The following is a 26,409-nucleotide window of genomic DNA, read 5'->3' as shown; positions in this document are numbered from 1 at the left end:
CGGGTCTTCCTCCAGCTCCATCGCTTGAAGGGGGGTGGCGGGGGTCCGCCTGTCGGTCGATTCCTATATACGAAGAGGGATTCGCGACTGTGTCAGCGTAAGCCCGGGTGGCAACACGGTCAACCCGCCGACGACGGGGCCGGTGGCGGCGGACCGTCCGCCCACCTCCGGCCCCGTCGGTTCCGCGATCGCCTGCTCAGGCTTCGGTGTCGAAGGCGGTCGGTCTGCCCTGCAGGATCAGGGTCTTCGTCTCCAGGTACGGCAGGAGTCCCTCGCGGCCCCCCTCCCGGCCGAGGCCGGACTGCTTGTAGCCGCCGAAGGCGATGCCGAGGTCGGTGTGGTGGTCGTTGTGGCCCGCCGTACCCGCGCGCATGCGACGCAGCACGTCGTGCGCCTTGTCCAGATCCTCGGTGAACACGCTGGCGTTCAGCCCGTAGATCGAGTCGTTGGCGATCCGGATCGCGTCCTCCTCGCCGTCGGCGGGCAGGACGGACAGGACGGGGCCGAAGATCTCCTCGCGGGCCAGGACGGAGTCGTTGTCGACCCTGGCGAACACAGTGGGTTCCATGAACCAGCCGCGGTCGAGGTGTTCCGGTGTGCCGCCGCCGGTCGTCAGGATCGCCCCTTCGGCGCGACCACGTTCGATCAGGCCGAGGGCGCGGGTGCGCTGGCGGTCGGAGATCAGCGGGCCCATCTCGGTGTCTGCATCGAACGGGTCGCCGACCTTGACCTGGGAGAACGTCGACGTGAGGGCGTCGACGAGGTCATCGTGGCGATCACGAGAAACGATGATCCTGGTCAGCGACGAGCACACCTGGCCGGAGAGGAAGCACTCCTCCCGGCTCAGGATCCGCGCAGCCTCATCAATGTCGAAGTCGTCCAGGACCAGCGCGGCGCTCTTGCCGCCGAGCTCTAGGGTGTAGCGGGCGATGCGCTCGCCGCAGAGTGCGGCGATGCGCCGTCCCGTGGCGGTCGAGCCGGTGAAAGCGATCTTGTCGACCCGCGGGTCCCGGACGAGCGCCTCCGAGGCCTCGCGATCCGCGGTGACGACGTTCAGCACCCCCGGCGGAAGCCCGATCGAGTCGGCGACCTCCGCCATCAGGTTGACGTTGCCGGGCGCCTCGGGGGAGCCCTTCACCACGACCGTGCAGCCTGCCGCGAACGCCGGCCCCAGCTTGATCGCGGCGAGCAGGACGGGGGCGTTCCACGGGGCGACCGCGCCGACGACGCCCACCGGTTCGCGGCGCAGCAGGGCGAACCGTCCCTTGCCCTGCGTGATCTCGGCCGGCTCGTCGAAGGTGAAGGACTCGGCGAGGTCGGCGTACCGGTCGTAGATCGCCGGGACGAACTCGAAGCCCGCTTCGGACGTGCTGTGGAGGACACCCGACTCTCTCGTCCAGATCTCGCTGAACAGCTCCGCTCGGTCCCGGATGCCCTGGGCGAACGCGCGAATGTAGCCGGCCCGCTCCGAAGGGGCCATCCGTGGCCACGGGCCGTCGTCGAACGCTCGGCGAGCCGCGGCGACGGCAGCCGAGATGTCCTCCTCCGTCGCCTCCGCGACCCGCAGGAATGGCTCCTCGGTGGTGGAGTCCAGCACCTCGATGGTCCGGCCCGGATCCGCGGGCGTCGTCCATTTACCGTCGACATAGAATTCCCGCGCGTGCTCCAGGACGATGGTGGTGCGTGGATCGCGATCTGTCATCGGAATGCTCCTGTGATCGTTCGGACTTCTGGACAGAGTCGCTCGACATGGTGAAGAATGAGCGACGCCGAGCTGGCTCTCGTTGATTCGTCGCCCGCGTCGGAATGGTGCAGGGATCGTCGCGGTCGAACTGCGCGGGCGAGTTGACATCGCCGTGTGTGAGACGCACCATATGCAACGCGATGCGCCACATGCAAGCGCGGTCGCCCGCTGAAGAGGCTCGCGGGCACGTCCACACCCCATCGATCGAGGGAGACCTTCTGTGCTGACCAGAGCTGCCATCTGCTGGGAACGGAACACCCCGTGGAGCGTCGAGGAGATCGAGCTCGACCCGCCGAAGGCCGGCGAGGTGCTCGTGCGTCTCGTGGCCTCAGGCCTCTGCCACTCCGACGAGCACATCCGCAACGGGCACATGCCCTGGGAGCTGCCGATGATCGGCGGCCACGAGGGTGCCGGGGTGGTCGAAGAGGTCGGACCGGGCGTCACGACCGTGGCCCCCGGTGATCACGTCGTGCTGGCGTTCATCCCGGCCTGCGGTCGCTGTCCATCCTGCTCGACCGGTGCGCAGAACCTTTGCGACCTGGGGATGTACATGGCCGACGGCTACCAGGTCACCGACCACACCGCCCGCCACCACGCCCGGGGAGTCGACCTGCGGGTGGCTTGCATGGTCGGTACCTTCGCCGAGCACACGACCGTCAACGAGGCCCACTGTGTGCCGGTCGACCCCGATCTCCCGCTCGAACTCGCCTGCCTGCTGGCCTGCGGGGTGGTCACCGGCTGGGGTGCGGCGGTGAACACCGGGGGCGTCGTCGCGGGGGACACCGTGGTCGTGGTCGGCGCCGGTGGAATCGGGATGAACGCGATCCAGGGCGCGGCCCTGGCCGGAGCCGAGCGGATCCTGGCGATCGACCCCGTCGCCCTGAAGCGGGAGAAGGCGATCGGGTTCGGGGCGACGCACACCGCCTCGGACGCGACCGAGGGCTTCGCCTTGCTCCAGGAGCTGACGCGTGGCCGCCTCGCCGACGTCGTCATCAACACGAAGAGTGAGGGTGAGGGCGCCGACATCGCGATCTCGCTCGGGCTGGCGGGCAAGCGGGGCAAGGTCGTCGTCACGAACCTGCACGAGGCCGGTGACCAACAGGTCACGATGAACGCCCTCGACCTGACGGTGATGGAGAAGCAGGTCCGGGGTTCGTGCTTCGGGTCGGCCAACCCGCGGCGCGACATCCCCCGACTGCTCGACCTCCACCGCAGCGGCAAACTGCAGCTCGAGGAGCTGGTCAGCCACCGGTACAAGCTGGACGAGGTCAACCAGGGCTACGACGACCAGGTCCAGGGGCGGAGCATCCGCGGAGTCCTCACCCTCTGACGTCCGTCCGGGTCAGCCTGCGCTCTCGGTGATTCGGAAGTCGTCGTCCGGGGCACCGAGAGCGGTGCTGATCCGGCGGGCGGAGGCCTTCACCTTCGCCACGTACTCGTCGATTCGGGCCATGGTCAGCCGGGACGATGCGCCGGCGATGGTCAGCGCGGCCACGACCCGGCGGTCGTGGTCGGTGATCGGTGCGGCGACGCAGCGGAGGCCGGGTTCGAGTTCCTCGTTGTCGAGGGCAAATCCGTGCTCGCGGACCTTCGACAGCTGTTCTTTGAGGTCGGCGACCGTGCCGAGCGTGTGTGCGGTGGGCTGCGGAAGCGTCTTCTTCGGGTACAGCATGTCGATCGTCGCGTCGGACAGGCCCGCGAGCAGGGTCTTGCCCATCGCGGTGGAGTGCGCGTCGCTGCGCTTGCCGACCCAGGAGTGCAGGCGCACCGAGTAGGAGCCGTCAACGAGGGCGACGGTCACCGCCTCGTGTCCCTCCAGCACGCCGACATGGCAGGTCTCGCCGGTGTCCTCGACGAGTGCCTGCATGTGTTCCATCGACACCGTGGTCAAGTTGGTGTCGGCGGCGGCGATCGCGCCGAGCCGGGTGAGCTTCCCGCTCAGCCGGTAGCCCGAGCCGGAGCTCGCGGGCAGCAGATAGCCGCTGAGGACCAGGTTGGACGCGATGCGGGACGCGGTGGACTTGTGCAGGCCGAGGTGGCGCGCGATCTCTGCGACGGTGACCGTCTGACGGTCGACATCGAACATGTCGAAGACCGCGAGCCCGTGCCGCAGTGCGCCCAGCCTGCCCGAGGACTCCTTCGACGACTCGCCGTCCCCCTCGGCCATGACCCCCTCGCTCTGCCGGTTGCTCAGTGCCCGAAGCCTACCCTTGCCGTTCACAGCGACCAGCCGGCGCTCACCAGCGCCGCCACGTCGGCGCCGTAGCGGGGGGTGGGGTGCTCACCGTCCAGCAGCTCGTAGACGGTCGTGCCGTTATACCCGATCTCGTGCAGGGTGCCCGCGACGGCGGCGAAGTTGATCTCCCCCCGGCCCGGAGAGGTGTGCGCCCATTTCTCCCGGCCGCTGTCGCTCACGTGCACGAGCCGCAGCTCGTCCTTGGCCGCGCGCAGTCCCGCGCACGGGTCCTCGAACGCCAGGACGTTGGCGACGTCGTAGACCATGGCCAGTCCGGGCGAGTCGATCGCGCGCACCAGGTCACGGATCTCCTCGCTGCGGGCCAGGAAGCCGTAGGGGAGGGTCTCCACCAGCAGTACGACGCCGGCGTGTGCGGCTCGTTCGGCGAGCCTTCCGTAGGCGTCCGTGATGAGTTCGAGCGCCTCGGATCGGGGAAGTGGCGCCAGCGCGTGCAGCCGCCCGGTCGTGACCACCACGAACGGGGCACCGAGGTCGGCGGCAAGGCCGATCTCCGCTCCGATGATCCGCTCGGCGAGCGCGCGGACGTCGCTGTGCGGTGAGATCGGGTTGACGTCCAGCCCGCTCGGGTTGACGGACAGTGGCTCGAGGCCCAGCTCGTCGAGCCGGCGACGCAGCCCACGTCGGGCGTTCGCGTCGAGCGCCGTGGCCTGCAGGTGGGGTGCGGACGTGAAGAACTCGACGTGGCGCAGGCCGTTGGCCGCGATCGTGTCCAGGGCGTGGTCGAGCGGCTCGTGGTGCATCCAGGATGCGGTCGCTCCTGCCAGCGGCAGTTTCACGGGGTCCTCCTCGCTGCGGTGGCGCCCGCGATCCGGCCGAGCACCCCGGCTGCGATCATCCCGGTTCCCGCGGGCAGGTTGTGCACTGCGATCCCGCCGACGGCGTCCCCGCAGGCGAGGAGACCGGGCAGCGGGCGGCCGACCTCGTCCCGCACCTGCGCGTCGGCGTCGATCGCCAGCCCGGCGAAGGCGAAGGTCACGGCCGGGGTGACCCGGTAGGCGCGGAAGGGTGGCCTGGTCAGCGGGACGGCCCAGTTGGACTTCGGCGGTTGGCCGGGTGGCTGCGCGGCGAGGCCGTCGAGGTCTGCGGGATCGAATTCGCCGTCGGGGCAAGCAGTGTTGAAGGCTCGCACCGTCTCCACCAGCCGTGGCAGTCCGAGCGCGTGCGCGAGCTTCTCGACGGTGTCGGCGACGACCGGGGTCGACTGGGCGTAGCGCGGCTCGAGGAGCTCTGTGCCGGAGGCGTCGAAGACCTGGTAAGCGGTCCCGCCCCGGGCGTGGATGGCCGGGCCGATCGTGGCGTAGGTCAGGTTCTTCTCGTCCGCGCCCTCGTCGAGGAACCGCTCGCCGCGGGCGTCCACGGTGATGCCGTAGGGGTAGGAGTAGCGGCCGTGCACGTCACCGATCACGGGATCGCCGTAGGGCGGGCCGTGTGGGTCGGACGCGACGGCGTGTACACCGCTCCAGTGCCCGGCCGGCGCCGCGCCGGCGGCAAGGGCGGCCTCGAGCAGTGCGCCGGTGTTGTGCCGGGTGCCCCGGATGCGGACAAGGTCCCAGCCGGGGCCGAGGTAGCGCGCCCGCATCGCACGGCTGCCCTCGATCCCGCCGCAGGCCAGGACGGCGGCGTCGGCGGTGAGCCGAGTGCCGTCCGCGAGCTCGACCCCGGCTGTGCACAGGGCCCGTACGCGGATGCCGAACCGCACCTCGACACCCGCCGTGTGCGCGGCGTCGAGAAGGGCGTCGACCAGCGCCGCCCCGCCGCCGCGGACCATCAGTTCGGCTCCCGGGGCCAGGCCCGGCTCGCGGTCGGGGGCCGCCCGGCCGAACCGGAACGGCGCCGGCTTCCATCGGACGCCGTGATCCCGCAACCAGCGGGCGAGGGGTAACGAGCCGTCGGCGACCAGGCGCTGCAGGGTCCGGTTACCGTCGCCCCGACTGACCCGCACGAGATCGGCGTGAAACCGGTCGGCGGGATAGGAGGGCACGTCGACCTCGCCGAACGACATGCCCGCGTCCAGCAGTTTCTCCAGCTCCGCGCGGTCGCTGTGCGCGACGCGGGATATTCCGATGCTCCACCGGGTGTTCCCGCCGCGGTCGGCGCGCTCGGCGGCGTCGACGAGCCGGACCTGTGCGCCCGCTTCCGCCGCGGTGATGGCGGCCGTCAGTCCGGCGATGCCTCCGCCCACGACCAGAACGTCCACGCTCACGGGACGAGCACCACCTTCGAGGCCGCACGGGTGGCGACGAGCTCGCAGCCCTCGGCGAACTTGTCGAGGGGGAGGACGTGACTGACGATCTCGGCAATCTGCGGAGCGGCCCGTAGCCGGTCGGGGATCGTCCGCCAGGTGGACAGGTCGTAGCTGCGGGTCCCGATGATGGAGCGCTCGCGGAGCACGAGATCCGCGGACCGGAAGACGGTCTCGTCCGGCGGCACACCGACGCAGACGATCCGGCCGCCGGGGGCGAGCATCCCGACGCCGACGCCGACGGCGGCGCCGGACCCCGCGGTCTCGAGGACGACGTCGAAGGTGTCCGCCAGCTCGGCGACCTCGGCGGGGTCCGAGCAGGTCCGGGTGGCGCCGAAGGTGCGGCAGCGCTCGAGCTGGCTCTCGTCCTCGGGCCTGCCGACGACCGTGACAGCGTGACCCGCGAGCGCGGCAACCGTGAGCTGCCCGACCGAGCCGGGGCCGATCACCGCCACTCTCTCGCCGGGCCGGATCGCCGCGACGTCGACCGCGCGGGCGGACACCGCAAACGGCTCAGCCACTGCCGCCAGGTCGTCCGACACGTCCTCGGGGACGGGGACGAGGCTCGACGCCGGCAGCGAGAACCGCTCGGCATAGACCCCGTCGGCGTCGATCCCGATGGTGCGCCGGTCGACGCAGAGCTGGGAGCGCCCGGCGGTGCACCAGCGGCAGGTCCGGCAGGTGAGGTGCCCGCTGCCGACGACCCGGTCGCCGACCTCGACACCACCCGCGCCCGGTCCGAGCACCACCACCCGACCGAGGAACTCGTGGCCGAGTACGACGGGGAAGCGTGGTCGATAGCCCTGCGCCTCGCCGAGCAGACCGTCGACCATGGCGATGTCGGTGTGGCAGATCCCGGCCTTGAGCAGCGCGATCCGGACTTCACCGGGTCCGGGTGGGCGGTCGTCGAGCTCGGCGACGGAGACCGAGCCCGGCCCGGGGGCGGCCTTGACGAGTGCGTGCACGGCCGACCTCAGCTCTCGGAGAAGGTGGAGTAGGAATTGTCGCCGGGCATGGTGATCCGGCTGATCAGGCCGCCGTCGACGGGGAGGTCGATACCGGTGACGTACGCGGAGTCCGGGCCGGCCAGGAAGGCGATCGCGCCGACGATGTCCGCTGGGGCACCCAGCCTGGCCAGCGGGATCGCCCCGGCCATGGCGTCGTGGATCGCGGGGACGGCGAAGGTGCCGCTGTTGATCGGGGTGATGGTTGCCCCCGGGCTGATCGAGTTGATGCGGATTCCCTGCGGCGCGAGCTCGTGGGCCAACATGCGGGAGAGCGTGAGCACCCCGCCCTTGGACGCGGAGTAGGACGGGTACCCGTGCCCGCCGAGGTGGGCCGAGGACGACGCGATCTGGACAATCGAGCCGCCGCCCGCCGCCGCCATCGGCGGAACGACGGCACGCAGCACATGGAAGTAGCCGGAGAGGTTGACCCGGATGACGCGGTCCCACTCCTCGGGCGAGGTGGCGAGGAGACCCTTGCGGATCACGATGCCCGCACCATTGAGCAGGACCCGCGGCGCGCCGACACGGTCCACGGCCTCGGCTATCGCCTTCTCCACCGCCCCCGCGTCGGTGACATCCACGGGCAGCGTGACGGCCCGGCCGCCCCGCTCCTCGACCAGGCGTCGCGTCTCGTCGAGACCGGCCTCGTCGCGGTCCAGCAGCGCCAGCGGGGCGCCCTCGGCGGCGAGCCGCAGGCTCGCCGCGCGGCAGATGCCGGAGCCCGCTCCGGTCACGATGGCGGGAAGTCCGTCGAGCATCATCGTCGTCGCTCCTCGGGGTTCAGGACCGGAAGGGGTCGATGTAGGTCTGGCCGAAGCGGGCGATCCCGTCGGCCAGGTCGTCGGGGTCGAACAGCATGACGGGAACGGTCACCCGGTCCACGCCGAGCTCGGCGAGCCTGCGCACCAGGTCCGGGTCGACGTCGGCCGGGTCCCGGGTCCAGCGCGTGGTGATCTCGACGTCGCCGGGGTCGCGTCCGGCCTCGGCGGCGGCCTCGCGGGTACGGGTGACCAGGGCGGCGAGCCTGTCGAGGTCGCCGTATCCGGCGGGAAAGAAGCCGTCGCCGATCCGGCCTGCACGCGCGGCCGCGGTGGTGGAGAACCCACCGACGTGGATCGGGATGGACTTGCCCGCGGGCCGGGGTTGGCAGATCACGCCGTCGAAACTCAGTGACCCGCTCTCGTGCGAGGCAGGCTCACCGGTCCATAGTGCACGGAGCGCCGGGATCGCCTCTCGCAGCCGCCGCCCGCGGGAATCGAAGTCCGCGCCCAACGCCTCGAACTCCTCGCGGCACCAGCCGGTACCCACCCCGAGAATCAGCCTACCGCCGGTCAGCCGGTCGACGGTCGCCGCCTCTTTCGCGGTGACCAGCACGTTCCGTTGCGGAAGGACCAGGATCGCGGTGCCGAGCTTGACGTGGCTGGTCGCGGCGCCGACCCAGGTCAGCCAGGGCAGGGGATCAGCGAGCGGGTGATCCAGGGGGAAGGGGAAGTGGCCGTCCGTCGTTTCCGGGTACACCTTCTCGTACCGGGTCGGGATGATCGCGTGATCCACCGTCCACAATGACTCGAAGCCGGCGGCCTCGGCTGCCTGTGCCATCTCCACCGCCTTGTCGGGGTCCGTAGTGCGACCCAGGTTGCCGTGGGTGAGTCCGAACTTCATCGTCTGCCGGCTCCTCGTCCTCGGGGATGGCGCTTGACAGTGGTTCGTGCCGCGATGACTATAGCGCAACCATGGCGCGTGTGACGCAACGAGTACGCAACGAGTTGATCCGCGCCTCTCCGACAGGCGACGACGCTGGAGGTATCCGTCATGAGCGGGCCCACGGAACGGATGGACGGACGCCTCGCGGGGCTGGAACAACAGCCCCCGTCCGAGCGGACGATTCGGCGGGTGATGGCGTCGGGCGCGGCCGGGTTGTTCATGGAGACCTACGACTTCGGCATCTACGGACTGGTCGCGGCCTACCTGACGGTCGAGTTCTTCGCCGCCGCCGACCCCACGACCTCCCTGCTGATCACCTGGGCGGTCTTCGCCATCCCGTTCCTGATCCGGCCGCTCGGCGGGCTGGTCCTCGGGGCGGTAGGGGATCGCCTCGGCCGCAAGAAGGTCATGTTGTTCAGCATCGTCGCGATCGCGGCCGCGACGGCGCTCATCGGGGCCGTGCCCTCCTTCGCCACGATCGGCATCGCTGCGCCACTCGCCGTGCTCGTCTGTCGACTGTTGCAGGGCTTCGTCTATGGCGGCGAGACTGCGAACGCCATCACGTTCGTGGGGGAGTGGACGCCGCTCCGTAACCGGGCGAGCAGGCTGGCCTGGGTGCAGGCGGGTGGGACCGGTGGCAACCTCTTCGGATCCATCCTGGCCTTCGTGCTGAGTTTCATCCTTGGGCCTGTACTGATGCAGGCCTGGGGCTGGCGGGTGCTGTTCCTTTTCGCGCTTCCGTTGGCAGCGCTCGGTTTCTACATCCGCATCAAGATCGACGAGACGCCCGCCTTCCGGGCGCTGCAGGAGAGCGGCGACCTGGCCCGAACACCGATCCGGGACACCGTCAACGACCCCGCCACCCGCTCCGCCGTCATGAAGTGCATCCTGCTGGGCGCGCTTCAGGCCGCCGGCTACTACGTCATTTACATCCAGCTGCCCGCCTACCTGATCAAGGAGATCGGGTTCAGCGGGTCCGACGGGCTGCTGGTCACCCTGCTCGGGCTCGGGGCGATGTTCGTGCTCACGCCGATCTGGGGCCGGGTCGCCGACCGGACCGGCCGTCGGAGGCTCGGCGTTGCCTCGGCAGCCGTCCTCGCGGTCGTCCTCGTCCCGTGTTTCGCACTCATCCGCGGCGGGCTCGGCGCCGCGATCGCCGGGATCCTGGTCCTCACGCTGGTCTACTCGGTGCACAATGCGCTGACCCTCGGCGCGATCTTCGAGGTGCTCCAGACCCGGACCCGCAGCACGGCCTTCTCCATCGCGTGGGGATTGTGCGTTGCCGTGTTCGGCGGGGCCGCCCCGTTCATCTGCACCGGATTGATCGCCCTGACCGGCTACACCGAGAGCCCGGCCCTCTTCGTCGTCCTCGCGTGCGTGCTCTCGGCGATCGGCTACGCGTGGTACCGGGATCCCGTTGGCCTCGACAGCGCGGCGACGGCCCAGGCGGTCGAGCGGTAGGTCCGCCCTGTCGGACCACCTGACTCCCACACGGCGTAGCACTACCCGGAGAGGACGACGAAGGGCGGGCAAGAAGCCCCCTTGTTGTCCTCCCCGGCCTGCGCTGGCGGAGACGAGTGATCTGGACGATATGGGGGCCTGGGCTGGGGCCTCACCGCGTGTGAACATGGGGCTGCCGGGCAAGAAGTGGGTCCTGGTCGGTGGAGCCACAGATGTGGGAGGTGCCGGTGGAGCGTAAGCGTATGAGCTCGGCCCCTGGCGCCGGACACTTGCCCTCAGCTTGATCTTCAACCTGCTCCTGTCGGGCTCGTGAGGCTGGCGGGGTGTTTGCCGACGTCGTGGCGGGTGGCGCGTGCTCGGTTGCGGGAGCCGGGTGGACGTCCGGGGCCGGGTCGGCCCGGTTTCGGTGCTCTGGTCGGATGGCTGGTGTTCGGGCGGAGGTGGCGAAACCCGCGGCGGACCCTCGCCGGGGTCGGCCGGCCGGGGTCGGCGGGTTCTTCCCAGGGACGTCGCAGGTCGACCGCGAGGGGTCGGGCCAGACGCAGCTGGGTGAGCCGGAAGGTGTGCTCGAGGTCGAACCGGCGCAGGAACGCCTGCCACCACCTGTCGACATCTGCTGCCGTGGCGCCGACGACCGAGGACCACAGCCACGCCGGTTTCGGAGCGTGATCACCGAGCGGATGCTCGACTTGCAGACGGATCAGGGCGCCGGCGACGACCGGCAACTCACCGGGGTGCTCGACGCAGACGCCGCCCACACGCCGCGGTGGGTCAGGCGCGGGTAGAGCCCGTCCCAGGCGGTGGCGACGGTCCGGCCGTAGCGGGTGGTGTCGGTGGTGGTGATGTGCACCGGTGTCCACCAGGTCTCGGGCTTGGACAAGGCGAAGTCCGGGCCGTGGCGCGGCGGGCGCCCCGTTGCTCGGGCGCGCGGCGGGTGCGGGGCCCGCGCAGGACCCGGTCCGAACGCAGCCGGCCGAGCAGCTCCACCGGCAGGTCCGCCAGCACGTGGGCGAGGCGGGTGATGTCGTAGCCGGCATCGGCGACGATCAGGATCGGCGGGTCCCCCGCCCGCCACTGACCCGCCGCCCGGAGCCGGTCGACGACCTCACGCAGCTGGATGGCGGTGACCGCGGCGGCGTCTTGCCCCGGCCCGATCCGAACCACGTCGAGCATCGCCGTCCACGAGGTGCGACCCGGTTCCAGGGCCGCGACGAACGAGTAGGTGATCGCGTCGTAGAACTCCAGCCGGAACCGGGCGAGTTCACCCCGCCAGGGCAGGGTGTCGCCCGGCTGCCCACCCGGTCGAGGAGTCACACTCGCCACCGCCGCCACCGCCTTCGTCTTCGAGCTCTGTGAGAGGAACCCGAAGAGGATCAGGCGGTGGCCGCACCGATGCCCAGTCGACACGCCGCACGACCAGCAGCGACCCGACCACGCCAGCGCGCCAAGGTTAAAGATCAAGCTGAGCTCCGATGAGCAGTCGTGCTGGAGCGGGTCGCTTGCGCTGACGATCTTGGCTCATGTTCAGCTGCAGAGGTCGTGATCGGGGTTAGTGGTGACCAAGACGGTGACCGCCGGGCAGGGAGCCAGCCGCGGCTGCCCGACCACCGCGGCGAGAACGCCCACGCCGCGCTCGTCCACTCAGCGATGGGACTGATCTGGACCATCGGCGCCGGCAGTCATGCTTCGTTTCGCTAGGCGCGTTTGCCCGACGTCTCCCAGTGGTCCACCGTCGACCACGCCTTCATCTTCGGAGCGTAGACGGCCACATCCTCCGGGTCTGCTGTTCCTGCGCCTCCGGAGGCGTGGTGGCCACCGTCGATGGCGAGGTTCAGGCCGTTGATCCAGGACGCCTCGTCGGAAGCCAGGTACACGACGGCGCTCGCGATGTCGTCGGGTTCACCGAGGCGTTTGGTCAGTTGGGCGTTCATGACCACCTGGCGGTCGGCGGTTCCCTCTGCGCCGTAGAAGTTCAGGCCTCTTGGCGTGGCGACGCACCCGGGGGAGATGGTGTTCGTCCGGATGTTCCATGGTGCCAGCTCGTGCGCCAGGTAGGAGGCAAGTCGGATCACCCCGGCCTTTGCCACCGAGTAGGCGGGATGAAGAGGCAGGTTTCCTGGGTAGCCGGTGCCGAGGTTCGCGCCGGCGACGGAGCCCATGTAGCTCATGCTGCCGCCGCCGCGCGCCCGAAGGTGAGGAATGGCGTGCTTGGAGACGAGGAAGGGGATCAGCAGGGTGTGGTCGATCGTGAACTGCCAATCGTCCAGGCTCGAGTCCTCGACCGCTCCCAGTCTCATCTGCATTGCATTGTGATGCACGACGTCCACGCCACCGAACGTGTCGGCGGCGAACTCCAGTAGGTGGTGGGCGTGCTGCTCGTTGGTCAGGTCGATCGGATGGAGTGACTCCATCCTTCCTCCGGCCGCTCGCACGATGTCGAGAGTCTCCTGGGCGTCCTCGCCCAGGATGTCGCATCCGATGACGGACGCGCCTTCGGCCACGCAGCGGAGGGCGACCTGCCTGGCCATCCCGATTCCGGTTCCGGTGATGACGACGACTTTGCCTTCCAGGCGACCTGGCACCGCGCTCTCCCTCGTCGGTGTGGCGGGATCGAACGCGTTCAGCCCGGCCCGGCCGATTTTGACCACATGGTCGGCTTACTGAACGCGTGGTTGGTCATCGTGATGCGGGGCGCGGGGGGTGTCAAGACGCTGCCTGTCGTCCGCTTGCGGCTGTTGACAGGAGCGCGAGCCGCACCCTAATTTGACCCAGCAGTTGGATTGCCAACCCACTGGTTACATCCGCTGAGCATGACGCTCGGCCGCGTCCCCGGGCCCAGTCCCGGGCGCGCCCATCCCGACGAGGACACGTTGCGGTGTCCGTACGGAGGTCACGGAAATGGCGAGTCTCGAGGGCAAGGTCGCCTTCGTCACGGGCGCGGCCCGTGGGCAGGGTCGCTCGCACGCGGCCCACCTCGCGCAGGCCGGCGCGGATGTGATCCTGCTCGACATCTGTCAGCAGGTCCCGACCGTCCCCTACGCGATGTCCACGCCGGGGGATCTCGACGAGACGGTGGCGCTCGTCGAGAAGGCCGACCGCCGTGCCGTCCGCCTGGAGTGCGATGTCCGGGATCCGGCCGCGCTCGCGGCAGGCCTGGACCGGGCGGTGGCCGAGCTGGGGCGTCTGGACGTCGCGGTGCTCAACGCGGGCATCTGCGAGGTGACGGAGACCCCGCTGGTCTCGGAGGAGGCGTGGAACGCGGTGATCGGGACGAACCTCTCCGGTGCGTTCTTCTCCGCGCAGGCGGCGGCGAAGCACATCGTGGCGGGGGGCCGGGGCGGTTCGATGACCTTCGTCGGATCGGCCAGCACGCTCACGCCGACGTACAACATGGCGGCCTACATCGCCTCGAAGCACGGCGTCGTCGGTCTGACCAAGTCGTTCGCGAAGGATCTGGCCCGGCATCGGATCCGGGTGAACGTGGTCCACCCGACGAACTGCGACACCGCGATGATCCAGAACCCGGCGATCTACGGGCTGTTCGCCCCGGACGTCGAGAACCCCAGCCGCGAGGCGGTCGAGCCGGCGTTCCGGTCGATGACGGCGCTGGACACGCCTTGGGTGTCGCCGGAGGACATCTCGCAGGCAGTCCTCTACCTGGCCGGCGAAAGCGGCAGGTACATCACCGGGACCGAGCTCGAGGTCACGGCCGGCTACCCATTGCTGTAGCGCACACCGCGCCCTTCACCCGCACTTCGCATCGGACGGAGATGTCCCATGTCTGGACCAGTATCGGCCGAGCTCCTGGCGAGCACCCGGCCCGTCGCGTTCTTCGGCTACGCCGATCCCAAGCCCGGCCTCGAGCGGGACCTGCGCGAGCGAATGCTCGCGCTGGGCGACCCGAGCCGTGCTGAGCCCGGAGTCCTCGCCTATGAGGTCCATGAGGCCCCGTCGCGACCCGGGAGCGTGGCGTTCTACGAGGTCTACCGCGACGGCAACGCCGTCCGGGCGCACCTCGAACAGCCTCACATGCGTGAGTTCTTCGCGGACAGTGCGGCCCTGCTCGCCGGCGACCTGGACATTCACGTGCTTCATCCGATCCTCGCCGAGGAGAGGGGCGAGGACAGGGCCGGGGTGATGCGCCATGGGTAGGTTGGACGGCACCGTCGCCCTCATCACCGGTGGGGCGAAGGGGCAGGGGCGTTCGCACGCCGTCGCCGTGGCGCGCGAGGGTGCGGACGTCGCGCTCCTGGACAACTGCGTCGCCGACGTCGAGGGCCAGTTCTACCCGGGTGGGTCCCCGGAGGACCTGGCGCAGACCCACCGGATGGTGTCCGACCTCGGTCGTCGGTGCGTGAGCATCGTCGCCGACGTCCGCGACGCCGAAGCGATGGTGAAGGCCGCGCAGCAGACGGTCGACGAGCTCGGCCGGATCGACCACCTGCTGTGCAACGCCGGAATCATTCTCGGCTTCGGCAAAGTGGCCGACCTCGATCCCGAACACTGGCGAGCGGTGATCGACACGAACCTGACCGGGGCGTTCCACGCCTGCCGTGCAGTGCTGCCCCACATGGTCGCGCAACGCAAGGGGGCGATCGTCATCACGGCCTCGACCGCGGGCCGGTTCGCCTACCAGCACATCGCGGACTACGGCGCGTCGAAGTGGGGTGTGATCGGGCTGATGAAGACCGTGGCGGCCGAGTACGGCGCCTACGGGATCCGGGCGAACTGCGTCGCGCCGACGAACGTCGACCCGGGTGACCTGCCCTCGATGAACAACAACGAGGAGGCGTACAAGCTGTTCTGTCCCGACCTCGAGAACCCGACCCGTGGGCAGATGCTCGAGCGGATGGCGGCGATGCACCCGCTCGGCGTCCCCCACGTCGCCGCGCAGGACGTCTCGAATGCCTACCTCTACCTGCTCTCGGACGACGCGCGCATGGTTTCCGGCGAGGTCCTGCACGTGTCCGCGGGCCTCATCGCGAACAACACCGCGTGACCGCCGCATCGCGAACAGGAGTACTTCATGGCCAACCTGACCTTCGATTACATCGCCCGGACGATCGTCGTCACCGGCGCCGCCCGCGGCGTGGGCCGGGCCATCGCCGAACGCTTCCGAGAGGCGGGTGGTGAGGTGTTCTGTGTCGACGCGGACGCCGACGCGGTGACCGAGACCGCGAAGGAGATCGGCGCGACCGGGGTCGCCGCCGACATCTCCGACACCGCCCAGGTCGAGGAGCTCTTCGCGCGGGTCGTGGCCGAGACCGGACGGGTGGACGTCGTGGTCAACAACGCCGGGATCCTGCGCGACGGGATGCTGTGGAAACTCACCGACGACGAGTGGGAGGCGGTCCTCGCGGTGCACGCCGGTGGGACCTTCCGCATGACTCGGGCGGCGGTGCCCCACTTTCGTCGCCAGGGCGGAGGACGGATCGTCAACGTCACCTCCTACAGCGGGCTCCGGGGGAACCTCGGACAGGCCAACTACGCCGCCGCCAAGGCGGGGATCATCGGGTTCACCAAGACTGCCGCGAAGGAACTCGCCCGATTCGGGGTCACCGTGAACGCGATCTCGCCGAACGCGGAGACCCGGATGATCGACTCGATTCCGCCGGAGCGGCGCAGGGACATCGAGGAGGCCATTCCCCTTCGCCGCTTCGGGGCCCCGTCGGAGATGGCGGCCGCCGTCGCCTTCCTGGCATCGGACGAGGCCGCCTACATCACTGGCGTCGTCCTCCCGGTCGACGGAGGCATCGCGATCTGATGGGCCCGCTCCGACCCACTACCGTCGACGAGCTCAGAGCCCTGGTCGGCGTCGAGCTCGGCCCGACCCCGTGGCGCACGGTCTCCCAGGGAGCGATCGACGCCTTCGCGAGGGTGACCGACGACCACCAGTGGATCCACGTCGACCCCGCACGCGCAGCCGCGAGTCCCTTCGGTTCGACGATCGCGCACGGTCTCTACACGCTCTCGCTCGGCCCGGCCCTGCTGGGCGAGCTGATGTCCTTCGACGGGTTCGCCCACACTCTCAACTACGGCTACGAGAAGGTGCGCTTCCCCGCGCCGTCACCGGTCGGTTCGCGCGTCAGGATGCGGGCGGTGATCCGGTCCGTCGATCGCGTCGGCGCCGACACCGCCCACGTGCTCACAGAGACGATCTTCGAGAGCGACACCGGGCAGAAGCCGGTCTGCGTCGCCGTGCAGGTCAGCCGGTTCGCCGAGGCCGTCCTTGACAGGCCCGTCGGGCACCCCTAATCTGCCGCGAGTTACTGTTCGTTCAAATTTCCAACCTTCGGGTTGGGCGGGCAGTGCCTCAGCCACCACTTCGATACTGAGGAGCGCGACGATGCGCGAGTACGACTCTCTCTGGCAGCCCTTGCAGGTCGGCCCCGTCACGCTCAAGAACCGGGTCGTGGTGACCCCGCACGCGCTGGCCTACGGCCGCGACAACGTCATGACCCAGCAGAGCGTCGACTACTACGAGGAGCGGGCGAAGGGCGGTGCCGGGCTGATCCTGACCGAGGCGCAGGTCGTGCACCCGTCGAGCCGCGGGATGATGCTCCGCACGCTGCAGAGCTGGCCGACCGAGGTGATCCCGGTCTACGAGCGGCTCGCGAAGGCCGTGCACAGGCACGGCGCCAAGGTGTTCGTCGACCTCTCGCACTTCGGTGCCGAGGACGACAACACGATGCACCTGGACAACTGGCGGTCGCTGTGGAGCGCGTCCGGCCTGCCGTCGCCGACCTTTGGCGAGATCCCGCGGCCGATGACCGAGGAGGACATCGCCGAGCTGGTCGCCGGGTTCGGCCGCAGCGCGCGCAATGCCGCCGTCGCGGGCCTGGACGGCGCCGAGGTCCACGCCGCCCACGGCTACCTGCTGTGCAGCTTCCTCTCTCCGCTGACCAACCGTCGTACCGACGCCTACGGTGGGTCGACCGAGAACCGGTGCCGGATCGTCGTCGAGTGCGCGCAGGCCGTGCGGAAGTCGATGCCGGCGGGGGAGTTCGCGGTGGGTGTCCGTCTGTCGTTGAATGAGTTCGTGGCCGGCGGGATCGAGCCCGACGAGGGCGAGCGCATCCTCCGGACCCTGGACGAGACCGGCCTGTTCGACTACTTCAGCGTCAGCGGCGGAGCCGCCCTGACGTTCCACCAGACCGTGTCCCCGATGAGCATCCCCGGGACCCCGCTGATCGACCTGGCGGTGCGCGCCAAGCGGATCACCGACAAGCCGGTGCTCAGCGCCAACGGGATCGCCGACCTGGACACGGCGAACGGGATCATCGAGCGGGGCGACGCCGACCTGGTGGCGATGACCCGTGCCCACATCGCCGACCCCCACCTGATCACCAAGGCGCAGACCGGGCGCGAGGACGAGATCCGGCACTGCGTGGCGGGCAACCAGGGCTGCTTCTCCCGCATGGCCAAGGGCTGGTCCCTGACCTGCACGCAGAACCCGTCAGCGGGCCGCGAGGCCGAGCTGGGGCTGGGCACCCTGGACCATGTCACCGAGCCGAGGACGATCGTCGTCGTCGGGGGTGGACCCGCCGGCATGCGCGCGGCGGAGACCGCCGCCACGCGCGGCCACCGCGTCGTCCTGTTCGAGCGGGACGACGTGCTGGGCGGCCAGATCCGCTACGCTGCCCAGCTCCCCACCCGAGGCCGGTGGGCGGCGATGGTCTCGGACATGGAGCGCACGCTCGACAAGTTCAAGGTCGACATCCGGCTGGGCGCGACCGCGACCGTGGACACGATCGCGGCGGAAGACCCGCATCACGTCGTCGTCGCGACCGGCTCCTCCTGGAGGACGGACGGCTACCTGGCCGCCGTCGGCAACCACGGCGGCATCCCGGGGCTGGAGCACACGACCGTCCTGGACCCGATCACCGCGATCACGGAGCCGCAGCGGGCGGGGGAGCGGGTCCTGGTCATCGACGACACCGGCGACTACCTCGCGCTCGGGCTCGCCGAGAAGCTGGCCGCCGACGGCAAGCAGGTGGAGGTCGTCACCACCCGGATGTCCCTGGGGGACAACACGGTCCTGTATCTCGACACGGCGCATCTCTACCCGCGGCTGCACGCGGCGGGCGTGGAGCTGACACCTCAGCACGCGGTCTTCCAGGTCACCCCCGAGGGGGCGGTCGTGGGCCGGATCTGGGACGGGCGGACGAAGGTGGTCCCGATCGACTCGATCGTGACCGTGGCGATGCGGGCGCCCGAGGGAGCGCTGGCCACGGCGCTGGCAGGCCGCTTCCCCGTGACCGAGATCGGCGACTGCGTGGCCCCGCGCAGGGTCGACGAGGCGATCTACGAGGGCGAGATGGCGGGACGGAGCGTCTGATGAGCCGACAGGAGCCGACGATGACCAGCTGGCAGGTGGGAGACATCAAGGTCAGCCAGATCGTCGAGATGCCGGTAGAACCCGGCGAGCTCGACGGGCTGATCGAGGAGGCCACGCCCGAGGCGGTGCGGTCGGTCGAGTGGCTGTACCCGGACTACGCCAACGAGGCCGGACAGACCCTGTGGAGCCTGCACGCCTACGTCGTCGAGACCCCGACACACCGGGTACTGGTCGACGCGTGCTGCGGCAACCACAAGAACCTCCCGCTGATCCCGAACTGGGGCGGCCTGGACACCCCGTTCCTGGAGCGCCTCGCGGCGGCCGGCTACCAGCCGGAGGACATCGACTTCGTCCTCGCCACCCACCTGCACCTCGACCACGTCGGCTGGAACACCGTGCTCGACGGGGACAAGTGGCGCCCCACCTTCCCGAACGCCCGCTACACCTACGTGCGGGCCGAGTTCGAGTACCACTCGGGCCTGCGCGAAGGGGTGGCGGCGACCGACGACCTCGCCCACGCCGTCGTCTACCAGGGCGCGAACCCGGACATCCACTCCCAGACCCGGCTGGTGTTCGCCGAGTCCATCCAGCCGTGTGTGGACGCCGGCCTGGTCGACCTGGTCGACGCGAACCACGAGGTCACCCCCGGTGTGCGCTACACCGCGACGCCCGGGCACACCACCGGCCACCACAGCGTCACCCTCGAGTCGCAGGGCCGGGTCGGCCTGGTGACCGGCGACTTCATCCACCACCCGATCCAGATCGCGCACCCGGCGTGGAGCTCGCGCGGCGACACCGACCGAGCGCAGTCCGCCGAGACCCGGACGGACTTCCTCCGAGCCGTCGCCGGATCCGACATGCTCGTCTTCGGCACCCACTTCAGCGGGCGCAGCGCCGGCCGCATCGTGCCGGACGGCGACGCCTACCGCTTCGTCCCCGCTGTCACGCCCCCAGCAGAGAGCTGATCACATGACCGACGCCGTCATCGTCGCCACCGCCCGTTCGCCCATCGGCCGCGCGGGCAAGGGCTCGCTCAAGGACATGCGCCCGGACGACCTGGCCGCCCAGATGGTGCGCGCGGCGCTGGACGCGGTACCCGAGCTCGACCCCGCGCAGCTCGACGACCTCATCCTCGGCTGCGGCAACCCTGGCGGCGAGCAGGGCTTCAACATGGCCCGCATCGTCGCGGTCCAGCTCGGCTACGACGAGCTGCCGGGCACCACGGTCACCCGGTACTGCGCGTCGTCGCTGCAGACCACGCGCATGGCCTTCCACGCGATCAAGGCGGGAGAGGGTCACGCTTTCGTGTCGGCCGGGGTCGAGACGGTCTCCCGTTACGTCAAGGGCATGTCGGACTCGCTGCCGGACACGCAGAACCCGCTGTTCGACGACGCGCAGAAGCGGACCGCCCGGCTCGCCGAGACCAACGACCCGTGGACCGACCCGCGCGGGGCCGGCCTGCTGCCGGACGCCTACATCGCGATGGGCCAGACCGCCGAGAACGTCGCGCACACCACCGGGATCACCCGCGAGGATCAGGACCGCTGGGCGGTCCGCTCGCAGAACCGGGCCGAGCAGGCCATTGCGGAGGGCCACTTCGCGCGCGAGATCACACCGGTCACCCTGCCGGACGGCACCGTCGTCAGCACCGACGACGGCCCACGCGCGGGCACCACCCTGGAGAAGGTCGCCGCGCTGAAGCCGGTGTTCCGGGTCGACGGCACGGTCACCGCGGGCAACGCCTGCCCGCTCAACGACGGCGCCGCCGCCCTGGTGATCATGTCGGCCGAGCGGGCCCGCGACCTGGGCCTGCGGCCGCTCGCCCGGATCGTCTCGACCGGGGTGTCCGGGCTGTCGCCGGAGATCATGGGCCTCGGTCCCGTCGAGGCGTCCCGGCGGGCCCTCGCGTTGGCGGGCATGACCATCGACGACGTCGAGCTCGTCGAGATCAACGAGGCCTTCGCCGTCCAGGTGCTCGGGTCCGCACGCGAGCTCGGCATCGACGAGGAGAAGCTCAACGTCTCCGGGGGCGCCATCGCGCTCGGCCACCCCTTCGGCATGACCGGAGCCCGGATCACGGCCTCGCTGCTCAACAACCTGGAGCGCCACGACAAGCAGATCGGCCTGGAGACGATGTGCGTCGGCGGTGGGCAGGGCATGGCCATGGTCCTCGAGCGGCTCTGAGATGCGCCGCGACCTGGAGTTCCTCCTGTTCGAGTGGCTCGATGTCGAGTCGCTGACCGCGCACCCGCACTTCGCCGAACACTCCCGAGAGACCTTCACCGGTCTGCTGGAGCTCAGCGAGAATCTTGCCGCCGACAAGTTCGCCCCGCACAACCGCCGCAGCGACGAGCAGGAGCCCCGGGTCGGGCCGGACGGCCGGGTCGTCCTCCCCGACGAGGTCGGGGCCGCCCTGTCCGCCTTCGCGAAGGCGGACCTGCTCGCCGCGCAGTTCGACGAGGCCGTCGGCGGGATGCAGCTCCCGTTGACCGTGTTCCAAGCCTGCATGGCGTGGTTCCAGGCGGCCAACACTGCGACGACGGGTTACGCCTTCCTCACCATCGCCGCGGCGAACCTGCTGACCGCGCACGGGAGCACGGAGCAGGTCGAGCAGTGGGTGCGCCCGATGCTCGCCGGGGACCTCTTCGGCACGATGTGTCTGTCCGAACCGGACGCCGGGTCGTCGCTCGCGGACGTCGCGACGCGGGCCGCGCGGGCGGAGGACGGCACGTACCGGGTGACCGGCACCAAGATGTGGATCTCCGCGGGGGACCACGAGCTCGGGAACATCCTCCATCTCGTGCTGGCCAGGACCGGGGGCCCCGGGGTGAAGGGCCTGTCGCTGGTCGCGGTGCCGAAGGTCCTGCCCGACGGGCGGCGCAACGACGTCACGCTCGTCGGGCTCAACCACAAGATGGGTGCCCGCGGCACGACGAACACGCTGCTCGCCTTCGACGGGGCGGTCGGTCATCTGGTCGGGGAGGAGGGGCGCGGCCTCGCCCAGATGTTCCACATGATGAACGAGGCGCGGATCGGTGTCGGGCTCGTCGCCGCGGCGTTGGGGCAGGCCGGCTACCGGAAGTCGCTGGAGTACGCGAAGGTCCGCGTCCAGGGCGGCGTCCCGATCATCGAGCACCCGGACGTGCGGCGGATGTTGTTGACGCAGAAGTCCTTCGTGGAGGGGGCGCTCGCGCTCGTGTTGCGGTGCGCCCACCTGGTCGACCGGCAGCGCACGGGGGAGGACGCGAGCCTGCTGCTGGACATCCTCACGCCCGTCGCGAAGAGCTGGCCCTCGCAGTGGTGCGTCGAGGCGAACTCGCTGGCCATCCAGGTGCACGGCGGCTACGGCTACAGCCGGGAGTTCGACGTCGAGCAGCACTACCGGGACAACCGGCTCAACCCGATCCACGAGGGCACCCACGGGATCCAGGCCCTGGATCTGTTGGGGCGCAAGGTTCGCCTGCAGGAGGGGGCCGCGTTCCGCGCCTTCACCGACGCCGTCCGCGCGACCCTGGGACGGGCGGACGGGCTCGACGAGCTCGCGGCCCCGCTGGCCCGCCTCCTCGACGAACTGGAACGCGTCACGGCGCTGCTCACGGACCCGGAGCACGCCGAGATTGGCCTGGCCAACGCGTCGGCCTACCTTGAGGCGTTCGGGCACATCGCGATCGCGTGGACGTGGCTGGAGCTGGTGATCGCCGCGAACGGCAGGACCGGTGCCTTCTACGACGGCAAACGCGCCGCCGCCCGCCACTTCTACCGTTCCGAGCTGCCCGCGGCGCAGGCGAAGCTCGACCTGCTGGCAGGCCTCGACCGGACGATCCTCGACCTCGACCCCGCCTGCCTGTGACCCAGGAGGAGACATGACCATCCCCTACTACTGGTCCAGCGTGGACTGGCCGCGGTTCGTCGAGGACTACCCTCCGCCCCCCGCGTTCGCCTCCGCGATGGCCGCCCTGTCCGACGACGGGCTCCGCGCTCTGCAGGACCGGCGGTTCCGCGAGCGGGTCCGCGAGGCCTGGGGCGTGCCGTTCTACAGCGACCGGTGGCGTGCCGCCGGGCTGGAGCCCGGGGACATCCGCGGGCTGGACGACATCACGAAGATCCCCACGTTCACCAGCGAGGACATCAAGCAGAGCATCGAAGCCGAGCCGCCCTTCGGTACGCACCAGAACTTCGCGCTGAAGGCGATGGCCACGCCGCTGAAGATCCAGTCCAGCGGCGGGACCTCAGGGCTGCCGCGCCCGACGCTGTTCGACCCCGTGGCGTGGGAGGCCCAGGCGATCCAGTTCGCCCGCGCCTTCCACGCCCAGGGCGGCGAGGTGGGCGACATCCTGCAGATCACGCTGACCAACAGCCTCGCCAACACGGCCTGGTGCTCGTCGACGGCGGCGATGAACTGGTGCGGAATGGTGCCGCTCACCACCGGCTCCGGCGTGGTGACACCGTCGAAGCGGCAGCTGGAGCTGGCCCGGGAGTGGGGCACCGCCGGCTGGGTCGCGTTCGGCGAGTACATGAAGATCCTCGCCGAGACGGCCGCGCGCGAGGGCATCGACCTGCAGAAGGACCTCCGCACGAAGTTCATCCACACCTATCTCGGGGTGGACGTCGAGGGGCACCTGCGCAAGCTGCTCTCCGACGCGTGGGGCTGCGAGGTCTTCGACAACTACGGCACCCACGAGGTCGGGTTGGTCGGGTTCGAGTGCGCGGCCCACGACAGCCTGCACGTCAACGACGACACCGCGTACCTGGAGATCGCCGACCGCGACACGGGCGCGATCCTCGGCGTAGGGGAGCCGGGAAACCTCGTCGTCACCAGCCTGCACCGCTCCGTCCCGCCGATCATCCGCTACGACCTCAAGGACCTGATGCGGACCAGCCCCCGGGACACCTGTGGCTGCGGGCTGCGTACGACGAAGCTGTCCGGGTTCCTCGGGCGCTCGGACGAGATGGTCAAGCTGCGCGCGACCAGCGTGTACCCGCGCTCGGCCCAGGACGTCGTCGCGGGGGACGCCCGCACGACCGGCGAGTTCCTCTGCATCGTCGAGACGGTGGGGGAGGGGCTCGCCTCCCGCGAGCGGATGCGCGTACAGATCGAGACCCGTGGCGGGCACGAGGCCGAGATCCAGGCCGACATGGTCACCAAGCTGCACACCGCCTTCGGTGTCGGTGTGGACGTGGAGGTCGTCCCCGCGGGGTCACTGGCCACCCACACCGGACTCGGCGGCGAAGGCAAGGTCAAACGCCTGCTGGACCTGCGATGACGGACCTGTCCCCGGAGGCGCTCTTCCGGCTCGACGGTCGGGTCGCCCTCGTGACCGGCGCATCCTCAGGGCTCGGCGTCGCGTTCGCCCGAGCGTTCGCTGCGGCCGGCGCGCAGGTCGTCGTCGCGGCGAGGCGCGCCGCGCTGCTCGACGAGACCGTCGCAGCCATCGAGGATGCAGGCGGTCAGGCGCTCGCGGTGAAGGCCGACGTCAGCGACCCCGCGCAGTGCCGGGCCGCCGTCGGCCACGCACACGACCGGTTCGGCCGTGTCGACATCCTCGTCAACAACGCGGGGGTCGGGACCGCGGTACCCGCCACGCGCGAGACGCCGCAGGAGTTCCGCGCGGTCGTCGACGTCAACCTGCACGGCGCGTTCTGGATGGCCCAGGCCTGCGCCGAGGTCATGCCGCCCGGCGGTTCGATCGTCAACGTCGCCAGCGTCCTCGCCCTCACCACCGCAGGCCTGCCGCAGGCCGCCTACACCGCGAGCAAGGCGGGGCTGCTCGGCCTCACCCGCGACCTGGCCCAGCAGTGGGGCCCCCGGAAGGGTATCCGGGTCAACGCCATCGCCCCCGGGTTCTTCGAGACGGAGATGACCGAGCAGTACAGCGCCGACTACGTGGACACGGTCATCACACCCCGCCTGCTGCTGGGCCGCTTCGGATCCCCGACGGAGATCGCCGGCGTGGGCGTGTGGCTGGCCTCGCCCGCGGGCGGCTTCGTCACCGGCCAGACGATCGTCGTCGACGGCGGCATGTCGATCACCTGACGGCCCCACACACAACGGAGAGATGCATGCAGTTCAACGGAATCCACGGGATCAACATCGCGGTGAAGGACCTCGACCGGTGGACCCGCCGGTACGAGGAGATCTTCGGGATCGAGGCCAAGCCGGTGGACGAGAGCGGCTTCGCCTTCCCCGGCCTGCGGGGTTCCAACTTCGACATCGGCGGCTTCCAGCTCAACCTCATCACCAGTGTCGCCGAAGGGACCTCGGTCAGTCGGTTCCTGGAGCGGCGAGGGGAGGGTGTCTTCCTCGTGTCGGTCGCCGTGCAGGATGTCGACGTGGCGACGCGCGAGCTGCGAGAGAACGGGCTGGCCCCGCTCCTGGACGAGCCAATTCGCGGCGAGGGCCACGGCGCGGTGAACTTCACCCACCCCCGGGACATGGCAGGCGTGCAGCTCGAGTTCATCGAAGTCCCGCGCTGACCAGGTAGAGGAGGACCGTCATGCCCAAGGGCGCCGTCATGCAGGAAGAGCTCATCAGGACCGCGACACGACTGTTCCAGGCGAAGGGCATCCGCGCCGTCACCCTGCAGGAGATCGCCGACGAGGTCGGGCTCACCAAGGCGGCGCTCTACCACTACTTCAGCAACCGGGACGACCTCCTCCGCCATGTCTTCGGCGACTGGCTCAAGCGCGACATCGAGAAGCTCGACGCCGTCACCTCCGCACCGGGAACGACACGGGAGAGACTGCGGCTCTACGTCCGCCACCACATCGAGTGCATCACCGGAAACATCGAGCTGTACGGACTGTCCTTCAGCGCCGAGTCCGAACTGCCCGACGAGGTGCGTGCCGAGTTCCGGAAGTTCAAGCGAGAAAGCGATCTCGTGGTTCAGGAGATCATTCGCGAAGGAATGCGTAGCGGTGAATTCGTCAGCAGCGACGAGAACCTCACCGTCTTCGCCATCGACGGCATGTGCAACTGGTTGTGGAAATGGTACCGTTCGTCCGGGGCGCTGAGTCCGGACGAGATCGCCGAGAGATTCACCGATCTCGTCCTGTACGGCCTTGCGTCGCGAGACGACGAACCCGTCGAGGGTCCTGGGGGTCGCACCCGGGACGAGCTCATCCGCTACCACTCGCGGGCCATCCGCTTCCACAGCGAGCGTATCGAAGCGCTTGCCGCCGAATAGCGCGGCCGCCGTGAGTACGGAATCGACACTTCCGGAATGGCTCGCGACGGCGATCGACGCCCTTTCGGACGGCGATCTCGACGGATGGCTGGCCATGTTCGCCCCGGACGGCGTCCACGAACTGCCGTGGGCGCCCGAGGATCGAGTTCGGAGGTTGGAAGGCCACGCGGAGATGCGCGCCCACATGAGTCGACTGGCCGAACGCCTCGAGATCGGGACCTTCCGCGACGTGCAGACCATTCGGGCCGGCGACGACACCGTCGTGCGCGCCACCGGCCACCACAGGCGCCTCGACGGAACGCCTGTGGTCCTGCGCTACATCTGGTTCATCACCCGTCGGAACGGCAAGGTCACGCATCTACAGGACTACATCAATCCGCGTGCGGCGCCTCGACGTGGAGGCGGAGAGGGAAGTGCGCGTTGAGCGACGAGCATGGCCCGGGCCGAACTCGGGCCGTCCGTGGCGCCTGCC

At 69.9% G+C, this 26,409-nt stretch carries 25 protein-coding genes; 16 read left to right on the top strand and 9 right to left on the bottom strand.

The window, feature by feature from the left end; genetic code table 11:
• Positions 1-196: 196 nt before the first annotated feature.
• The gene (locus LWC35_RS22110; RefSeq protein ID WP_232872093.1) at positions 197-1,852 is read right to left on the bottom strand and encodes an aldehyde dehydrogenase; all 1,656 of its coding nucleotides are present in this window, start codon (positions 1,850-1,852) and stop codon (positions 197-199) included.
• A 112-nt stretch (positions 1,853-1,964) separates the two neighbouring features.
• On the opposite strand from LWC35_RS22110, the gene LWC35_RS22105 reads away from it, so the two are divergent.
• Complete coding sequence (locus LWC35_RS22105) at positions 1,965-3,074, top strand: NDMA-dependent alcohol dehydrogenase (protein WP_232872092.1); 1,110 nt, start codon at positions 1,965-1,967, stop codon at positions 3,072-3,074.
• A gap of 12 nt (positions 3,075-3,086) precedes the next feature.
• Here the strand turns inward: LWC35_RS22105 and LWC35_RS22100 are convergent, their stop codons facing one another.
• From LWC35_RS22100 to LWC35_RS22075, 6 genes are read right to left on the bottom strand one after another with little or no spacing between them, the layout of a single operon-like run.
• Complete coding sequence (locus tag LWC35_RS22100) at positions 3,087-3,911, bottom strand: IclR family transcriptional regulator (protein ID WP_232872091.1); 825 nt, start codon at positions 3,909-3,911, stop codon at positions 3,087-3,089.
• Positions 3,912-3,961: 50 nt separating this feature from the next.
• A complete protein-coding gene (locus LWC35_RS22095; protein ID WP_232872090.1) occupies positions 3,962-4,777 on the bottom strand; it encodes a sugar phosphate isomerase/epimerase family protein in 816 nt (271 codons plus the stop codon).
• Positions 4,774-6,204: an FAD-dependent tricarballylate dehydrogenase TcuA gene (gene tcuA / locus LWC35_RS22090; RefSeq protein WP_232872089.1), complete on the bottom strand. Its 1,431-nt coding sequence runs from the start codon at positions 6,202-6,204 to the stop codon at positions 4,774-4,776. Before tcuA ends, LWC35_RS22095 begins: the two co-directional genes overlap by 4 nt.
• Entirely contained in the window at positions 6,201-7,208 is a 1,008-nt protein-coding gene (locus tag LWC35_RS22085) for a zinc-dependent alcohol dehydrogenase (protein ID WP_232872088.1), read from the bottom strand. Before LWC35_RS22085 ends, tcuA begins: the two co-directional genes overlap by 4 nt.
• An 8-nt stretch (positions 7,209-7,216) precedes the next feature.
• Positions 7,217-8,011, bottom strand: coding sequence for an SDR family NAD(P)-dependent oxidoreductase (locus tag LWC35_RS22080; protein WP_232872087.1), 795 nt, complete (start codon positions 8,009-8,011; stop codon positions 7,217-7,219).
• A gap of 19 nt (positions 8,012-8,030) precedes the next feature.
• Complete coding sequence (locus LWC35_RS22075) at positions 8,031-8,912, bottom strand: LLM class F420-dependent oxidoreductase (RefSeq protein WP_232872086.1); 882 nt, start codon at positions 8,910-8,912, stop codon at positions 8,031-8,033.
• 150 nt (positions 8,913-9,062) lie between these two features.
• On the opposite strand from LWC35_RS22075, the gene LWC35_RS22070 reads away from it, so the two are divergent.
• Positions 9,063-10,415, top strand: a complete 1,353-nt coding sequence (locus tag LWC35_RS22070) for an MFS transporter (protein ID WP_232872085.1) — start codon at positions 9,063-9,065, stop codon at positions 10,413-10,415.
• Positions 10,416-11,186: 771 nt separating this feature from the next.
• On the opposite strand, the gene LWC35_RS22065 is transcribed toward LWC35_RS22070, so the two are convergent.
• Both LWC35_RS22065 and LWC35_RS22060 read right to left on the bottom strand, forming a co-directional pair.
• Positions 11,187-11,729 carry a transposase gene (locus LWC35_RS22065; protein WP_232872084.1) on the bottom strand — a complete coding sequence of 181 codons (543 nt, stop codon included), beginning with the start codon at positions 11,727-11,729 and terminating at the stop codon, positions 11,187-11,189.
• Between the two features lie 380 nt (positions 11,730-12,109).
• Positions 12,110-13,063 (bottom strand): SDR family NAD(P)-dependent oxidoreductase, encoded by a 954-nt coding sequence (locus LWC35_RS22060; protein ID WP_232872083.1) that lies wholly within the window; start codon positions 13,061-13,063, stop codon positions 12,110-12,112.
• A gap of 250 nt (positions 13,064-13,313) precedes the next feature.
• Here LWC35_RS22060 and LWC35_RS22055 point away from each other — a divergent pair, with 250 nt between their 5' ends.
• The 14 genes from LWC35_RS22055 (at position 13,314) to LWC35_RS21990 (ending at position 26,361) form a co-directional block, all read left to right on the top strand.
• The gene (locus LWC35_RS22055; protein ID WP_232872082.1) at positions 13,314-14,144 is read left to right on the top strand and encodes a mycofactocin-coupled SDR family oxidoreductase; all 831 of its coding nucleotides are present in this window, start codon (positions 13,314-13,316) and stop codon (positions 14,142-14,144) included.
• Positions 14,145-14,192: 48 nt separating this feature from the next.
• On the top strand, positions 14,193-14,567 hold the full coding sequence (locus tag LWC35_RS22050) for a putative quinol monooxygenase (protein ID WP_232872081.1): 375 nt from the start codon (positions 14,193-14,195) through the stop codon (positions 14,565-14,567).
• Positions 14,560-15,414 (top strand): mycofactocin-coupled SDR family oxidoreductase, encoded by an 855-nt coding sequence (locus LWC35_RS22045; RefSeq protein WP_232872080.1) that lies wholly within the window; start codon positions 14,560-14,562, stop codon positions 15,412-15,414. Before LWC35_RS22050 ends, LWC35_RS22045 begins: the two co-directional genes overlap by 8 nt.
• Before the next feature lie 27 nt (positions 15,415-15,441).
• Positions 15,442-16,179 carry a 3-oxoacyl-ACP reductase FabG gene (gene fabG / locus LWC35_RS22040; RefSeq protein WP_232872079.1) on the top strand — a complete coding sequence of 246 codons (738 nt, stop codon included), beginning with the start codon at positions 15,442-15,444 and terminating at the stop codon, positions 16,177-16,179.
• Positions 16,179-16,670, top strand: coding sequence for a MaoC family dehydratase (locus LWC35_RS22035; RefSeq protein WP_232872078.1), 492 nt, complete (start codon positions 16,179-16,181; stop codon positions 16,668-16,670). Before fabG ends, LWC35_RS22035 begins: the two co-directional genes overlap by 1 nt.
• 91 nt (positions 16,671-16,761) lie before the next feature.
• The gene (locus LWC35_RS22030) at positions 16,762-18,753 is read left to right on the top strand and encodes an oxidoreductase (protein ID WP_232872077.1); all 1,992 of its coding nucleotides are present in this window, start codon (positions 16,762-16,764) and stop codon (positions 18,751-18,753) included.
• Between the two features lie 20 nt (positions 18,754-18,773).
• A complete protein-coding gene (locus LWC35_RS22025; RefSeq protein ID WP_232872076.1) occupies positions 18,774-19,718 on the top strand; it encodes an MBL fold metallo-hydrolase in 945 nt (314 codons plus the stop codon).
• A gap of 4 nt (positions 19,719-19,722) precedes the next feature.
• Positions 19,723-20,937, top strand: a complete 1,215-nt coding sequence (locus LWC35_RS22020) for an acetyl-CoA C-acetyltransferase (RefSeq protein ID WP_232872075.1) — start codon at positions 19,723-19,725, stop codon at positions 20,935-20,937.
• Position 20,938: 1 nt separating this feature from the next.
• The gene (locus LWC35_RS22015) at positions 20,939-22,603 is read left to right on the top strand and encodes an acyl-CoA dehydrogenase (protein ID WP_232872074.1); all 1,665 of its coding nucleotides are present in this window, start codon (positions 20,939-20,941) and stop codon (positions 22,601-22,603) included.
• Positions 22,604-22,616: 13 nt separating this feature from the next.
• Positions 22,617-24,017 carry a phenylacetate--CoA ligase family protein gene (locus LWC35_RS22010; RefSeq protein WP_232872073.1) on the top strand — a complete coding sequence of 467 codons (1,401 nt, stop codon included), beginning with the start codon at positions 22,617-22,619 and terminating at the stop codon, positions 24,015-24,017.
• On the top strand, positions 24,014-24,787 hold the full coding sequence (locus LWC35_RS22005; protein ID WP_232872072.1) for an SDR family NAD(P)-dependent oxidoreductase: 774 nt from the start codon (positions 24,014-24,016) through the stop codon (positions 24,785-24,787). The genes LWC35_RS22010 and LWC35_RS22005 overlap by 4 nt, the downstream gene beginning before the upstream one ends.
• A 26-nt stretch (positions 24,788-24,813) precedes the next feature.
• Positions 24,814-25,227, top strand: coding sequence for a VOC family protein (locus tag LWC35_RS22000; RefSeq protein WP_232872071.1), 414 nt, complete (start codon positions 24,814-24,816; stop codon positions 25,225-25,227).
• Between the two features lie 20 nt (positions 25,228-25,247).
• Entirely contained in the window at positions 25,248-25,937 is a 690-nt protein-coding gene (locus LWC35_RS21995) for a TetR/AcrR family transcriptional regulator (protein WP_232872070.1), read from the top strand.
• 10 nt (positions 25,938-25,947) lie between these two features.
• Positions 25,948-26,361, top strand: coding sequence for a nuclear transport factor 2 family protein (locus LWC35_RS21990; protein ID WP_232872069.1), 414 nt, complete (start codon positions 25,948-25,950; stop codon positions 26,359-26,361).
• The last annotated feature ends 48 nt before the right edge of the window (positions 26,362-26,409 follow it).

Origin of the sequence: Pseudonocardia kujensis (assembly GCF_021283305.1) — a bacterium.
GTDB classification, from domain to species: domain Bacteria; phylum Actinomycetota; class Actinomycetes; order Mycobacteriales; family Pseudonocardiaceae; genus Pseudonocardia; species Pseudonocardia kujensis.
Note: the sequence above shows the minus strand (reverse complement) of the source record. Positions and strands in the feature narration are given on the sequence as shown.